Raw genomic sequence first — 12,650 nt, 5'->3', positions numbered from 1 at the left:
GCATTCCCGGTGCGCTGTGCCGGCTAGCCACCGCCACGGCCCGCCGCGCGGGCCGACGGCATTCCCACGCGCCGCGTGGGAACGATCAGATAGCTTTTAGGAGAATTCCCATGAGCAAAGCCGAAATACTCGCCGAGCTTCCCCGCCTATCCCATCAAGACCGTCGTGCCATTATGGGGTATCTTCTGGAATTGGAGCAGGATGCTGAATTATTGGCAGATCACAACCGCAACGCCGACGAATGTTTTTTAATGCTGGATGCTTTAGAGGCGGAAGATGAGCAAGTTCAAGCCCGATGAGGTGTCGCTGGTCGATCTTGGCTTAGCCGCCAAAATACGCCCCTGCCTGATTCTGAGCGAGTATCCCGCAGATAATGAACTTGCGTTGGCGGTGATAATCCCTCACACAACGGCTATTCGTGATAATCGCTGGGAATTACCGATTCCCAAGCCATTCTTAAAAGTCGGCGCATTCCATTTGCAACAAATTCAATCAATCCCCCTCGCTCGTTTGGAAAGAAGGCTAGGCGCATTAACGGCGGATGAATTCCAACAGGTAAAAGCCAAACTGGTTAGCCTATTTAAACTGGTGCCTTATACCTGACGCCGTTCACCGCCAAGGCCTCGCGGATTTCCTGCGGTCTCCGGTCAATAACCTGTAAATACGCCGCCGCTGGCGCGTCCGGCTGGCGTCGGCCTTGTTCCCAGTTCTTCAGGGTTGCCAGCGGAATGCGGTAGGCGCTGGAAAACTCCTGCTGCGACAAGCCGAGACGCTGACGGATTCCCCGCACATCGGGTACTTCGATCACATGGACTTTCGCTTCCGTGCTAGTGCCTTCCGCATAGGCTTTTGCCTCGTTCAAACTTTCAATCAGTTCTTTGCCAAAGGTGCTCATCGGTTTCTCCAAATAGATCAGCCTGATCGGTGCGTATGTTTCAGTGCCGCCGTGATGTCACGCGCTAAGCGTTTTTCCTCGGGGGAAAGGTTTTCGCTCCGCGACTTGGCGTAAGCCATGAGCAGATAGAGCGGCGCGTTGCTGTGAAAAAAGAAATAGATCACCCGAACCCCGCCCCGTTTGCCGCTACCCGCTCGACCCCAGCGCACTTTCCGCACGCCCCCGGTCTCCGGTATCGCGTCGCCTGCGTCGGGGTTTCTAGCGATGAAATCCAGGAATGCCGCCCGTTCTTCATCCGACCAGATTCCGGCCACTTGCCGCAGGTAGGTGGGGGTTTCGACCACGGTTAAAGGTTTGGTTTTCATGCTGGGAATATACGCCATTGACGCCGTGCCGGGATACTCGCTTGCCCTCACTCGACGAGTGGGAGCGAGCCTCTTCTTTATATATCCCCACCTTTGTCGCAAACCCGACAACCCCCTCCCGCCTTTGTCGCCATCCCGCCCCCTCAATTCGTGCGGATTTAAAAAATATTTTCCTGTAATTTCAGCCACTTAAATCCATTGAACCAAAATGGCACAAGGGTTGCGATAGGTCTCCGTAAAGAACACGCCCACCCACCACAGGAGATAATTCAATGGTTACCTTGACCGACAGCGCCATCAAAGCCGTAAACCGATTCATCAGCGGTTCCGAAGGAGCCGCCCAGGGACTCCGCATCCAAGTCACCGGCGGCGGCTGCTCCGGCTTCCAATATGGCTTGAAGCTTGAACCCACCGCCGCCTCCGATGACACCGTCGTCGAATACGGCGACGTAAAAGTCTTCATCGACCCGGCCAGTATGCCGATGATCTCCGGGGCCACCATCGACTTCGTGGACAGCCTCGACGGCTCCGGCTTCAAGTTCACCAACCCGAACGCCAAGAGCGCCTGCTCCTGCGGCAGCTCCTTCTCCGCTTAATCACCGACACCACGAGGAAATCAGCCATGTGGGATTACTCCGAAAAAGTTAAAGAACACTTCTACGCACCCCGCAACGTCGGCGTGCTGGAAGCCGCCAACGGCGTTGGTGACGTCGGCTCCATCAACTGCGGCGACGCGCTGCGCCTCTCCATCAAGGTCAACCCGGAAACCGAGGTGATCGAAGACGCCACCTTCCAGACCTTCGGCTGCGGCTCCGCCATCGCCTCCTCGTCGGCGCTGACCGAAATCGTCAAAGGCATGACCCTCGACGAAGCGCTCAAAGTCAGCAACCAGGACATCGCCGATTACCTCGACGGCCTGCCGCCGGAAAAGATGCACTGCTCGGTGATGGGCCGCGAGGCGCTGCAAGCCGCCGTCGCCAACTATCGCGGCGTCGAGTGGAAGGACGACCACGAAGAAGGTGCGTTGATCTGCAAATGCTTCGCCGTGGACGCCGTGATGATTGAGGACACCATCCGCGCCAACAACCTCCGCACCGTGCAGGACGTGACCTTCTACACCAAGGCCGGCGGCGGCTGCGCGGCGTGCCATGAAGGCATCGAAGAAGTGCTGACCAAGGTGCTGGCCGAACAGGGCATTGCCTTCGACCCGGAAGCCGTGTCGAAAGCCGAAGAACCGGCCCCCGCGCCCGTTGTCACCCCGGACCAACTGCCCCTCGCTGCCACCGCCGAGCCTGCCAAGAAGGGCGGCTTGACCACCGTGCAACGCATCCGCCGCATCGAGGCCGTCATCGAATCCATCCGGCCCAACCTGCGTATGGACGGCGGCGACGCCGAACTGGTCGAGGTGGACGGCAACATCGTTTACATCAAGATGATCGGCGCTTGCTCCGGCTGCGGCATGGCCACCATGACCATCGGCGGCATTCAGCAGCGCTTGATGGAAGAGCTGGGCGAATTCATCCGCGTGATTCCCGCCGATAAAATGCCGCAGGACCAACTGGTTAAGGTGGCCGCCCATGGCTGACATCTACCTGGATAACAACGCGACCACCGCCTGTGATCCCAAGGTCGTCGAAGCCATGCTCCCGTTCTTCCTGGAGCAGTTCGGCAACCCGTCTTCCATCCACAGCTTCGGGTCGGGCGTGGGCCGTGCGCTGAGCAAGGCCCGTAAGCAGATACAGGTGCTCTTGGGCGCCGAGCATGATTCCGAAATCGTGCTCACCTCCTGTGGCACGGAATCCGACAACACCGCCATTTTGTCGGCGCTGAAATGCTTCCCGAACCGCAAGGAAATCATAACCACCGTGGTGGAACATCCGGCGGTGCTGGCCCTCTGCGCCCAGCTTGAGAAAGAGGGCTACACCATCCACCGCTTGAAGGTGGACGGCAAGGGCCGCTTGGATATGGAGGAATACCGGACCCTGTTGACCCCCAGCGTCGCCATCGTTTCGGTGATGTGGGCCAACAACGAAACCGGCACCCTGTTCCCGGTGGAAGAGATGGCCGAAATGGCCCACTCGGTCGGCGTGCAATTCCACACCGACGCCATGCAAGCCGTCGGCAAAGTGCCGATCAACCTCAAGAACAGCAAGATCGACATGCTGTCCGTCTCCGGCCACAAGCTGCACGCGCCCAAGGGTATCGGCGTGCTGTACCTGCGGCGCGGCGTCCGTTTCCGCCCCTTGCTGCGCGGTGGTCATCAGGAGCGCGGTCGCCGGGCGGGCACCGAAAACGCCGCCTCCGTGGTGGGTTTGGGCAAGGCTTGCGAAATCGCGATGGAACACATCGAGTTCGAGAACCGCGAGGTCAAGGCGCTGCGTGACCGGCTGGAAGCGGGCATTTTGGCCCAGGTGCCGAATTGCTTCGTCACCGGCGACCCGGACAACCGCTTGCCGAATACCGCCAACATCGCGTTCGAATACATCGAGGGCGAGGGAATTCTGATGCTGCTGAACAAGGCGGGGATAGCCGCGTCGTCTGGTTCGGCGTGTACCTCGGGTTCGCTGGAACCCTCCCATGTCATGCGGGCCATGGACATTCCTTACACCGCCGCGCACGGCACGATCCGGTTCTCCCTGTCGCGCTACAACACCCAGGCGGAAATCGACCGGGTGATTGAAACGGTGCCGCCCATCGTCGCGCAGTTGCGGAAGCTCTCGCCGTATTGGGGCGAGAACGGGCCGGTGACTGAGCCTGAGAAGGCGTTTGCGCCAGTGTATGCCTAACAATCTGCCGGGTCGCCTATCTGTAGGTTGGGCTTTAGCCCATCCTTCCAGGCAACGTGGGTCAGGCTAAAGCCTGACCTACAAGCCCGAACGAGAATATTCCTGTGATTTGAAGCCCCCATGAACCCCACCCGCACCATCACCATCGACGACACCACCCTCCGCGACGGCGAGCAATCCGCCGGGGTCGCCTTCTCCCTCGACGAGAAGATCGACATCGCCCGGCGGCTGGACGCACTCGGTGTGCCGGAACTGGAAATCGGCATCCCGGCGATGGGCGCGAAGGAGCGGGAGGAAATCAGAACCCTGGCCAGCCTCGGACTCAAGGCGAAGCTGTTGGTCTGGGCGCGGATGCGCCGTGAGGACATCCGGGAATGTCTGGGACTGGGTGTGGATTTCGCCGACCTGTCGATTCCGGTCTCTCGCCAGCAAATCCGCCGCAAGCTCAACCGCGAGCCGGCATGGGTGCTTGAGAACATCGGCCAACTGGTCCGGGAAGCGGGGGATTTGGGCCTGACCGTCTGCGTCGGCATGGAGGACGCCTCCCGCGCCGACCGCGATTTTCTGCTGCGGGTGGCCGACGCCGCCCAACAGGCCGGAGCGGTGCGGATTCGCTACGCCGACACGGTGGGCATCATGGAGCCGTTCGGGGTGCTGGACACCATCCGCCGCTTACGTGCCCACACCGATCTCGATATTGAAATGCACGCCCATGACGATTTGGGTCTCGCCACGGCTAACACCTTGGCGGCGGCCATGGGCGGCGCGACCCACCTGAACACCACGGTGAATGGGCTGGGCGAGCGGGCCGGTAACGCCGCGCTGGAGGAAGTCGTGGTGGCTCTGCGGCAGTTGTACGGCATTGAGACCGGCGTGGATTTGCGGGACTTTCCCGAGCTGTCCGCCCGCGTCGAACGCGCTTCCGGCGAGCCGGTGGGCTGGCGCAAAAGCCTGGTGGGCAAGCGGGTGTTCAGTCATGAAGCTGGGATTCACGTCGATGGCTTGATGAAAGACCCGGCCAATTATCAGGGCGTTGATCCGGCCATCGTCGGACGCCGCCATCAGTTCATTCTCGGCAAGCATTCCGGCACCAGCGCGGTGGTGGATGCTTACTCGCAACTCGGCATCGACCTGGGTCGTGGCGACGCCAATGCGCTGCTCGGGCCGATTCGCCAATTCGCGGCCCGCCACAAGCGGGCGCCGGAAGCGCTGGAATTGCACGCTTTTCACCGTCGCCTGCAAGCAGGCGAGGGATTCTGCCAACCCCTAACGGGAGGTAACTGACCATGAATCACGAATCAACCGCTGAAACCGCCATCCAACCGGCCCCGCTGTCTCAACCTCGTCCGGTGGAAGCCAGCCAAGCCAAGCCGGAATCCGACGCCGTGCCGTTCTTCTTCGTGCCGCGCCCGCCGATTCCGGGGAAAACCGCCTGGAGCGCCGCGCCGTGGTAAGCCTATTCGTGGGTAGCGCTCAAATGGATCAGCCCTTACTGGCCCGAATGCGCGAGGACGTGACCTGCGTCTTCGCCCGTGACCCCGCCGCCCGCAGCGTGGCGGAAATCCTGCTCACCTATCCGGGCGTCCATGCCGTGCTGCTCCATCGGGTCAGCCACAAGCTGTGGAACGCTGGCTGGAAATTCACCGCCCGCTGGCTGTCCGCCGTGTGCCGCTGGCTGACCAACGTGGACATCCATCCCGGTGCCAAGATTGGCCGACGCTTCTTCATCGACCATGGCGCGGGCGTCGTCATCGGCGAGACCGCCGAAGTCGGCGACGATTGCACCCTCTATCACGGCGTGACCCTGGGCGGTACGTCCTGGAATAAAGAGAAGCGCCATCCGACCCTGGGCAATGGCGTGTTGATCGGCGCGGGCGCCAAGATTCTCGGGCCGATTACGCTGGGCGATAGCGTCCGGGTCGGCGCGAATTCGGTGGTGAATAAGAATGTTCCGGCCTGCTGCACCGTGGTTGGCATTCCGGGCCGCATCGTTCACCGCAAGGGCGTGAAGATTCAGCACCCGACCGGCATCGACCTGGACCACCATTTGATTCCCGACCCGGTGGGCAAGGCGCTGCATTGTCTGGTGGAGCGGCTGGATAAAATGGAGCGGCAACAGGCCAAGCAGAAGAAGGTCGAGATTAAACCGATGGTGGCGGCCAATAGCTGCGCCGAGTGCGAGGCCGAGGGCACCTGCCACGACCACGCCAAAGGCGAGGTGGCGGCGTAATGGACTTGATGGAGTTTGAAGGGCAGGAGCTTTATTTCGACGAGCCGCTGGACCCAGAGGTGACGGCCTTGATTGCTAGAGCCTCCGAGGGTTACGGCGAGGGCACGGCGGAAGCTCCCTTGCTGGAAGCGTGGAAACTGGCGCCGGAATCCCTGACCGTGCTGGTGGGCCTTTATCGCTTCTATTACTACCAGCACCGCTTGGGCGAGACGCTAGCCATCGCCGAAAAGGCGCTGGCGATCACCTCCCGCGATTTGGCCTTGCCGACCGATTGGCGCGATTTGCAGGAGAGCCACATCGCCACGGCGGCGGTAAACTCCATGGTGCTGCTGCGCTTTCACCTGCTGTGCCTGAAAGCCGCCGCCTTCGTGAAGCTGCGGATGGGCGAGAAAGAGGAGGGCAAGGCAATGCTGCGGAAGCTGATTTCTCTGGACAGCAACAACCGGCTGGGCGCCCAGCAAATATTGGATGTGGTGGAGCCGGGGTTGGAGATTGTGGAGTAAGCCCGACTTTACGGCGATGCGGATCGGGCCGTAGGTCGGGCTTTAGCCCGACGCTATGGTGATGGGGGTTGGGCTGAAGCCCAACCTACAGACAGCGAGGATTGGGCTGAAGCCCGACCTACGGAAAATTAGCCAATGTGTGAAATATCAATGAGGAATATCCCATGAGCTTTGTAGAAGACCTGGAAGACCTGGAATCCGCCGAGGATTTTCTCAACTATTTCGCGCTGGAATACGACCCGTCCGTGGTCCATGTGAACCGGCTGCATATCCTGCAACGCTATAACGAATACCTGACCAAGGGCGCCGAAGCGATGCCGGAGGATGAGGAGGCCAAGCGGGCCGTCTACAAAACCTTGCTGCAACGGGCGTATCAAGACTTTGTGGAATCCGACGCGCTGACCGAGAAAGTGTTCAAGGTGTTCCACATGCACGAGCCGCAGGAAACCTTCGTGTCGGTCGATTCGCTGCTTAACCCGCCACCGCCGCCCGAACCGCAAACCACCTTCGTGCCTATCGAAGGTCTGCTTAATCCTAAGTAGGTGCCGCCATGGCGATGGAAGACGACGAAGACCGCGAGCCTTACATGGACGACGATGAGGGCGAGGACGAGCGCCCGCAGCGCTATGACTATGGCGACCAAGTCCGGGTGATCCGCAACGTCCGCAACGATGGCACTTATCCCGGCCTGGAAGTTGGGGCGTTCCTGGTGCGGCGCGGCAGTGTCGGCTACGTCATGAACGTCGGCACCTTCCTTCAGGACCAAGTCATCTACTCGGTGCATTTCCTGAATGAGCAAAAGATGGTCGGCTGTCGGCAGGAGGAGCTTATCGCCGCCGACGCGCCCTGGGCGCCTAGCCGCTTTGAATTCCGCGACAAGGTGAAAAGCAAGCTCAAGCTGGCCGTGGAAGGCGAAATCATCGCCGAGTTGGGCGCGGATGGCGAAATCCTCAAGGTGCTGCGCGACTACGCCCCCGATCAGGTTTATTACCATGTCCGGTTTCCCGGTCGAACCTTGCTGGTGCCGGAGAGTTCGCTGCTTTCGGCGCGGGAAGAAGCTTCCGCCGATGAACATTGACCAATACCGACTCGGTTTTAAAAACCGAGTCGGTTTGCCCTAGTGAATTTAGGTATCCCGATGAGTATCACGGCCAACCCGCCAGAACTCTCCTTCATCCGCCTGCGGGCGGCTTTGGAATTATTTGGCAAACCGCCCTTTGAACTTACCCCCGAGGAAAAAGACAAGGCCGCCGCGCAGGCCGAGCGGGAATACGCTATCGAAACGCGCATTCTCAATGCCAAGGAGGCCGTGGGCGTGGTGGTGCCGGAAGAGGAAGTGGAACGCGCCGTGGCGGAAATCCGCTCGCGCTATGCCGACGAGGAAGCCTTCCACAATGCGATGGACGCCAACGACCTGGACGAAATCGTCTTGCGCCGGGCGCTGGAGCGGCAATGCCGGGTCAACACCATCCTCGACCGGGTGGTCGCCGGCGTGGACCGCATGGATATCGGCGAGGCCGAAATCGGCATCTATTACCACACCCATTTCGAGAGCTTCCAGCAGCCCGAGCGGCGTGAGGCGTTCCATATCCTCATCAGTATCAACGACGATTTCCCGGAAAACTCCCGCCCACGCGCCCTGGAACGAATCCAAAAGCTGGCGGCCCGGCTGACGGAAAAACCCAAGCTGTTCGAGGAATTGGCCCAAAGGAATTCCGAATGCCCCACCGCCATGCGCGGCGGACGCATCGGCCTGGTGCGGCGGGGCCAACTTTTCCCGTCGCTGGATGCCGTGCTGTTCGAATTGAACGCAGGGCAGCTTAGCGAGCCGGTGGAATCGGAAGTAGGTTTCCACCTCATCCTATGTAAAGCCATCCACCCGCCGGAAACCATCTCCCTGAAAAAAGCCACGCCGCACATCCGCAAGGTGCTGCGCGAGCGGATGCGGGAGAACCGGCGGCGGGAATGGATTGCGGGTTTGGAATAACAACGAATAAAACCATATAGGGTGGGTTAGGCGCACACTGCGGGAAGCTCGAATTTACCGTTGTCGTCACCGTGCGCCGTAACCCACCGCGTGAGCATGGTGGGTTACGGCGCACGGCAGTCCGCCGGGCATTATCAAACCTCCCTTGGCGTGCGCCTAACCCACCCTACGCAAGAAATTACTCACCACCACCCCAGGAGCGCCAAACCATGAACGACAAAACGCAAGGGCCAATCAGCCTCGCCCATTGTTCCTTCTGCGGCGTCGAACAGAGCATCGCCACGCCGTTGATTGCCGGGGCCGAAGGCTCCATTTGCGAAGCCTGCGTCAAGCTGGCCGACCAGGTCGTGACCAACTGGGGGCGCAAGCGCATCCTCAACGAATTGCACGGACCCATCCCCAAGCCCGCGAAGATCAAGGAAATCCTCGACGGCTACGTGGTCGGGCAGCACCTCGCCAAGGAAATCCTGGCGGTGGCGGTCTACAACCACTACAAGCGCCTCAAGCACGAAAGCGGCGACGCCGGTTTCAGCCACATGCACACGGAGGTCGAGCTGGGTAAATCCAACATTTTGCTGGTCGGGCCGACCGGCACGGGTAAAACCCTGCTGGCTTCCACCCTGGCCCGGATTGTCGGCGTGCCCTTCGTGGTGGCCGACGCCACGACGCTGACCCAGGCGGGCTATGTGGGCGACGACGTGGAACACATCCTGGCCCGGCTGCTGGACGTGGCGGAAGGCAACGTGGGCCGCGCCGAGTGGGGCATCGTCTATATCGACGAGGTGGACAAGCTGGCCCGCAGCCCGGAAATGGCGACCAACACCCGCGATATTTCCGGCGAGGGTGTGCAGCAAGCCCTGTTGCGGCTGGTCGAGGGCGCCCAGGTGAAGGTGTCGCAGAAGGGCAAGCGCCGCGAGGGCAACGCCGAGGAAGTCATCATTGATACCCGCAATATCCTGTTCGTGGCGGGCGGGGCGTTTCCTGGGCTGGAAAAGCATGTCGAGAAGCGGCTGCTGCCGAGCAAGACCGGCATCGGCTTCCACGCCGCGCCGGTGGACACCAGCCACAAACCCGCGTTGGACGAATTGCTCAACGAAACCCAGCCCAACGATTTGCGCCAGTTCGGCCTGATCCCTGAGTTCATTGGCCGCTTCCCGGTGCTGGCCCCGCTGGAGCCCTTGGATGAGGAAGCGTTGATCCGCATCCTGACCGAGCCGAAGAACGCCCTGGTGCGCCAGTACCAGAAGCTGTTCGCCTACGAGAATGTTGACCTGGAATTCACCCAGGGCGCGTTGGAGCGGGTGGCCCGCAAGGCCATCGAGCGCGACACCGGCGCCCGTGGCCTTCGCAGCATCTTGGAGCATGTGCTGCGGAAGCCGATGTTCGAGATTCCGTCGCTGTCGGATGTGCAGAAGTGCGTCGTGGATGAGGATGTGATCGACGGGGCTTCGGAGGTCAAGACCGTGCCGGTGGGCTTGGAGCAACTGGTGGAACGCACCGCCGAAGCCTCGGGTGAGGTGGAAGAGGTTCGGCAGGCTCAGGCCGGGTAGGTATCAGAAAGCCAGATGCGGTGATGGGGGGAACCGCATCGTTATTCTTTACCTGAGAAGCCGGGGCCTGGGAACCAGCGAATCCTATATCGCGACGGTCTCCACCACTTTTTCACTTTGCGCCCGGTAAAACCTAAGCGCCCCCTCCCCCACCAAGCGCGTGATGGCGGCGGCGGTCAAGCCGGATAGGGGAATCGCGGCGGCGGGGTGCCAGTCCAGCACGTCCACCAGCAAGGGCACGGCACCGGCCAACCCGGAGGCCGCCAGCACCGACAGCATCTCGGGCACCCTGGCTTCGTGGTCGATGTCGTGGCCGTACAGCAAGGCGATTTCCAGGATCAGGTATAGGTGCAAACGGCTCATGACCGATGTCCCGCCCGCGAACCCCAGGATTTTCAAGGCGTTCCCAGCCATCGGCACCCGTTGCGGCAAATGCAGGAGCGCCCCGCCGATCAAGGACAGGGCGCATTGGGTATTGATGAGGCGGCGGGCCAGACGCTCGGGCGGTTCGTCCGGGTAAAGCGCTTGCGCGCACTGCACCATCCGCCGTATCTCACTCTTCCGCAATTGCAGGAAAAAGTAAAAGAACTGCTCCTCGGCGATGCCCTGACTGCCGGTTACTTTGCGGGAACGCCGGGCGCTGGTGCGGGTTCGTGCCATCGCCTAATCCCGCCGCACGAACTTGAAGAACCGGCTGATCTCACCGCTCTGGGTCTGGTCCTGGCAAAGAAACGCCAGCCGTTGCTGCTCGAATTTTTCGAAGAAGGTTTCCCAGGAAATCCGCTCCAACGAGCCTTCCTTGCCCTGGGTGAAACCGATGCGCAGCACGCCGGGCGACTGGTCCTTGCCGGTGGTGCCCTTAACCGTGGCGGGCCAGCCCTCGCGGGCGTCCACCCAGCGGCGGATTTGCTCGTGGTCGGTGGTCTTTTTCGACTCATGGCTCATTGGCAATTCCTCCTGAATACGTTTGGGTTTGCTAATAGATTCGGGGTGCAGGGTCTTGCGCCCCGGCGCTTCCATGACTGTACAAAGCTATCAACCATCCTCTGATTCCGTCACCCAATCCAAAATCTCCCGCAACGCATCCGATGAAGGCGCGCCCTTCCCGCCCGGCCGCCAGACGGTGGGCGGCATCGGGGTGGCTTCCATAGGGTAGGGGTAGGGTTCGGGACCGGCCAGTTCCGTATAAGCCTTCCAATAACCCGCCGCCATGTCCTGGGGCGTGAACCGGGCCGCCCTGACCCGCGCCCGCTCGGCGTAATCCAAGCGCAGGGCGGCGTCGGACGCCAAGGCCCGCACCACGGCACGCAATCCCCGGCCATCGTCGGGGTTGACGTACAAGGCGGCCTCGCCCCACACCTCGCGCAGACTGGGAATATCGCCCAGCACCAAGGCGCAACCGGCCAGGGCGGCTTCCAGCACCGAGAGGCCGAAGGGTTCGCAACGGGCGGGCAAGGCATAAATGGCGGCGCGGGTCCGCCAATCCGCCAGTTCCGCCGGGGCCAAGCTGCCCAACCAATGCACATTGGCGAATTCCGGTGCCTGGCCCTGGGTTTCCCCGGCGATGCACACCGGCCAGGGCATCCCCAGGGCGGATCGCGCCAACAGGGGAATATTCCGGGCCTCGTCCCCGACCCGTCCGGTGGCGAGGATGAATGGCTCTTTGCTGGGCGTTTCGATCAAGGCGGGGCGGCGTCCGCAGGGAATGCAGCAGGTGGGCGGCAGGGGTTCGCAGAAGCGGCGCAGGGACTCCAGCATGGTGGCGGTGGGCACCACCACCCGTCCGGCCCCGGCCAGCCCCCGCGCCACAGTGTCCCGGTAATCCTTCCAGGCGGCGGGGGGACGCTGGTGGCGCGCCGCCTGCCACCAGGACAGCACGCAGAAATGCGCCACCATCAGCACCGGCACCTGCCAGGGCAAGGCGCCGTGGGGATAATCGTTGAGATGGACCAGCTCCGGCTTCCAGCGGCAGGCCAGGTTCAATAGCCACTCGCCGGACTCCGGCACGTCCCGCCAGGGATCGTCCATCCACACCAATTGGTAGGGGCTTTCAAATAACTCAATGTTCGGCAGTGAGTAGGCTTCCGCCCGTTGTCCGTCGGTCATCGGCACACCCGGCACGACCAGGGCGATTTCCACCCCATAGGGGAGCAACCCCCGCGCCAGTTCCATGGTGTACTGCCAGATCCCGCTGACCGCGTCCGTGGTCATCAATACTTTCATTATTGTCGTCCGTGAATTCCGTCCAGAAAGTGGATGTAAACCATGGCGGTTTTTTTACGCCGAACGCCGGGGTGGGTATATCGGTAGCCGTTCGTACAACCAAAGCGCGAC

Annotated in this window: 18 protein-coding genes; 13 read left to right on the top strand and 5 right to left on the bottom strand. The window is 61.5% G+C overall.

The window, feature by feature from the left end:
• Positions 1–110: 110 nt before the first annotated feature.
• A complete protein-coding gene (locus ACXWUF_RS09810; protein ID WP_458494491.1) occupies positions 111–299 on the top strand; it encodes a hypothetical protein in 189 nt (62 codons plus the stop codon).
• Positions 277–603 (top strand): type II toxin-antitoxin system PemK/MazF family toxin, encoded by a 327-nt coding sequence (locus ACXWUF_RS09805; RefSeq protein WP_458494490.1) that lies wholly within the window; start codon positions 277–279, stop codon positions 601–603. Before ACXWUF_RS09810 ends, ACXWUF_RS09805 begins: the two co-directional genes overlap by 23 nt.
• Here ACXWUF_RS09805 and ACXWUF_RS09800 read toward each other — a convergent pair.
• A complete protein-coding gene (locus ACXWUF_RS09800; protein WP_458494489.1) occupies positions 581–895 on the bottom strand; it encodes a helix-turn-helix domain-containing protein in 315 nt (104 codons plus the stop codon). The genes ACXWUF_RS09805 and ACXWUF_RS09800 overlap by 23 nt on opposite strands.
• Positions 896–912: 17 nt before the next feature.
• Positions 913–1,260: a type II toxin-antitoxin system RelE/ParE family toxin gene (locus ACXWUF_RS09795; protein ID WP_458494488.1), complete on the bottom strand. Its 348-nt coding sequence runs from the start codon at positions 1,258–1,260 to the stop codon at positions 913–915.
• Positions 1,261–1,532: 272 nt separating this feature from the next.
• Between ACXWUF_RS09795 and ACXWUF_RS09790 the strand changes: the two genes are divergently transcribed.
• The 11 genes from ACXWUF_RS09790 (at position 1,533) to clpX (ending at position 10,316) form a co-directional block, all read left to right on the top strand.
• Positions 1,533–1,856, top strand: coding sequence for a HesB/IscA family protein (locus ACXWUF_RS09790; protein WP_458494487.1), 324 nt, complete (start codon positions 1,533–1,535; stop codon positions 1,854–1,856).
• A 26-nt stretch (positions 1,857–1,882) separates the two neighbouring features.
• Positions 1,883–2,845 (top strand): Fe-S cluster assembly protein NifU, encoded by a 963-nt coding sequence (gene nifU, locus ACXWUF_RS09785; protein WP_458494486.1) that lies wholly within the window; start codon positions 1,883–1,885, stop codon positions 2,843–2,845.
• Positions 2,838–4,046 (top strand): cysteine desulfurase NifS, encoded by a 1,209-nt coding sequence (nifS, locus tag ACXWUF_RS09780; protein ID WP_458494485.1) that lies wholly within the window; start codon positions 2,838–2,840, stop codon positions 4,044–4,046. The genes nifU and nifS overlap by 8 nt, the downstream gene beginning before the upstream one ends.
• Before the next feature lie 120 nt (positions 4,047–4,166).
• The gene (gene nifV, locus ACXWUF_RS09775; RefSeq protein ID WP_458494484.1) at positions 4,167–5,330 is read left to right on the top strand and encodes a homocitrate synthase; all 1,164 of its coding nucleotides are present in this window, start codon (positions 4,167–4,169) and stop codon (positions 5,328–5,330) included.
• A 2-nt stretch (positions 5,331–5,332) separates the two neighbouring features.
• A complete protein-coding gene (locus ACXWUF_RS09770; protein ID WP_458494483.1) occupies positions 5,333–5,500 on the top strand; it encodes a hypothetical protein in 168 nt (55 codons plus the stop codon).
• 23 nt (positions 5,501–5,523) lie between these two features.
• Positions 5,524–6,276: a serine O-acetyltransferase gene (gene cysE / locus ACXWUF_RS09765; RefSeq protein WP_458494482.1), complete on the top strand. Its 753-nt coding sequence runs from the start codon at positions 5,524–5,526 to the stop codon at positions 6,274–6,276.
• A 5-nt stretch (positions 6,277–6,281) separates the two neighbouring features.
• Positions 6,282–6,779 (top strand): hypothetical protein, encoded by a 498-nt coding sequence (locus tag ACXWUF_RS09760; RefSeq protein ID WP_458503276.1) that lies wholly within the window; start codon positions 6,282–6,284, stop codon positions 6,777–6,779.
• Positions 6,780–6,943: 164 nt separating this feature from the next.
• On the top strand, positions 6,944–7,321 hold the full coding sequence (nifW, locus tag ACXWUF_RS09755) for a nitrogenase-stabilizing/protective protein NifW (RefSeq protein ID WP_458494480.1): 378 nt from the start codon (positions 6,944–6,946) through the stop codon (positions 7,319–7,321).
• Between the two features lie 8 nt (positions 7,322–7,329).
• The gene (locus ACXWUF_RS09750) at positions 7,330–7,857 is read left to right on the top strand and encodes a nitrogen fixation protein NifZ (RefSeq protein WP_458494479.1); all 528 of its coding nucleotides are present in this window, start codon (positions 7,330–7,332) and stop codon (positions 7,855–7,857) included.
• A 60-nt stretch (positions 7,858–7,917) separates the two neighbouring features.
• The gene (gene nifM, locus ACXWUF_RS09745) at positions 7,918–8,766 is read left to right on the top strand and encodes a nitrogen fixation protein NifM (RefSeq protein ID WP_458494478.1); all 849 of its coding nucleotides are present in this window, start codon (positions 7,918–7,920) and stop codon (positions 8,764–8,766) included.
• A gap of 209 nt (positions 8,767–8,975) precedes the next feature.
• Entirely contained in the window at positions 8,976–10,316 is a 1,341-nt protein-coding gene (gene clpX / locus ACXWUF_RS09740) for an ATP-dependent Clp protease ATP-binding subunit ClpX (protein WP_458494477.1), read from the top strand.
• An 84-nt stretch (positions 10,317–10,400) separates the two neighbouring features.
• Here the strand turns inward: clpX and ACXWUF_RS09735 are convergent, their stop codons facing one another.
• The 3 genes from ACXWUF_RS09735 to ACXWUF_RS09725 all read right to left on the bottom strand — a co-directional run bounded on the left by ACXWUF_RS09735 (position 10,401) and on the right by ACXWUF_RS09725 (position 12,539).
• Entirely contained in the window at positions 10,401–10,976 is a 576-nt protein-coding gene (locus ACXWUF_RS09735) for a hypothetical protein (protein ID WP_458494476.1), read from the bottom strand.
• Positions 10,977–10,979: 3 nt separating this feature from the next.
• Positions 10,980–11,261 (bottom strand): hypothetical protein, encoded by a 282-nt coding sequence (locus tag ACXWUF_RS09730; RefSeq protein ID WP_458494475.1) that lies wholly within the window; start codon positions 11,259–11,261, stop codon positions 10,980–10,982.
• A 90-nt stretch (positions 11,262–11,351) separates the two neighbouring features.
• The gene (locus ACXWUF_RS09725; RefSeq protein WP_458494474.1) at positions 11,352–12,539 is read right to left on the bottom strand and encodes a glycosyltransferase; all 1,188 of its coding nucleotides are present in this window, start codon (positions 12,537–12,539) and stop codon (positions 11,352–11,354) included.
• Between the last annotated feature and the right edge of the window lie 111 nt (positions 12,540–12,650).

Source organism: Methylomagnum sp. (assembly GCF_054333355.1).
This window is presented reverse-complemented; position numbering and strand designations above follow the sequence as displayed.

What these genes read in the sequence shown, in the direction of transcription:
- ACXWUF_RS09810 (WP_458494491.1), top strand. Translation starts at nt 111, where the DNA reads ATGAGCAAAGCCGAAATACTCGCCGAGCTTCCCCGCCTATCCCATCAA.
- ACXWUF_RS09805 (WP_458494490.1), top strand. Translation starts at nt 277, where the DNA reads ATGAGCAAGTTCAAGCCCGATGAGGTGTCGCTGGTCGATCTTGGCTTA.
- ACXWUF_RS09800 (WP_458494489.1), bottom strand. Translation starts at nt 895, where the DNA reads ATGAGCACCTTTGGCAAAGAACTGATTGAAAGTTTGAACGAGGCAAAA.
- ACXWUF_RS09795 (WP_458494488.1), bottom strand. Translation starts at nt 1,260, where the DNA reads ATGAAAACCAAACCTTTAACCGTGGTCGAAACCCCCACCTACCTGCGG.
- ACXWUF_RS09790 (WP_458494487.1), top strand. Translation starts at nt 1,533, where the DNA reads ATGGTTACCTTGACCGACAGCGCCATCAAAGCCGTAAACCGATTCATC.
- nifU (WP_458494486.1), top strand. Translation starts at nt 1,883, where the DNA reads ATGTGGGATTACTCCGAAAAAGTTAAAGAACACTTCTACGCACCCCGC.
- nifS (WP_458494485.1), top strand. Translation starts at nt 2,838, where the DNA reads ATGGCTGACATCTACCTGGATAACAACGCGACCACCGCCTGTGATCCC.
- nifV (WP_458494484.1), top strand. Translation starts at nt 4,167, where the DNA reads ATGAACCCCACCCGCACCATCACCATCGACGACACCACCCTCCGCGAC.
- ACXWUF_RS09770 (WP_458494483.1), top strand. Translation starts at nt 5,333, where the DNA reads ATGAATCACGAATCAACCGCTGAAACCGCCATCCAACCGGCCCCGCTG.
- cysE (WP_458494482.1), top strand. Translation starts at nt 5,524, where the DNA reads ATGGATCAGCCCTTACTGGCCCGAATGCGCGAGGACGTGACCTGCGTC.
- nifW (WP_458494480.1), top strand. Translation starts at nt 6,944, where the DNA reads ATGAGCTTTGTAGAAGACCTGGAAGACCTGGAATCCGCCGAGGATTTT.
- ACXWUF_RS09750 (WP_458494479.1), top strand. Translation starts at nt 7,330, where the DNA reads ATGGCGATGGAAGACGACGAAGACCGCGAGCCTTACATGGACGACGAT.
- nifM (WP_458494478.1), top strand. Translation starts at nt 7,918, where the DNA reads ATGAGTATCACGGCCAACCCGCCAGAACTCTCCTTCATCCGCCTGCGG.
- clpX (WP_458494477.1), top strand. Translation starts at nt 8,976, where the DNA reads ATGAACGACAAAACGCAAGGGCCAATCAGCCTCGCCCATTGTTCCTTC.
- ACXWUF_RS09735 (WP_458494476.1), bottom strand. Translation starts at nt 10,976, where the DNA reads ATGGCACGAACCCGCACCAGCGCCCGGCGTTCCCGCAAAGTAACCGGC.
- ACXWUF_RS09730 (WP_458494475.1), bottom strand. Translation starts at nt 11,261, where the DNA reads ATGAGCCATGAGTCGAAAAAGACCACCGACCACGAGCAAATCCGCCGC.
- ACXWUF_RS09725 (WP_458494474.1), bottom strand. Translation starts at nt 12,539, where the DNA reads ATGAAAGTATTGATGACCACGGACGCGGTCAGCGGGATCTGGCAGTAC.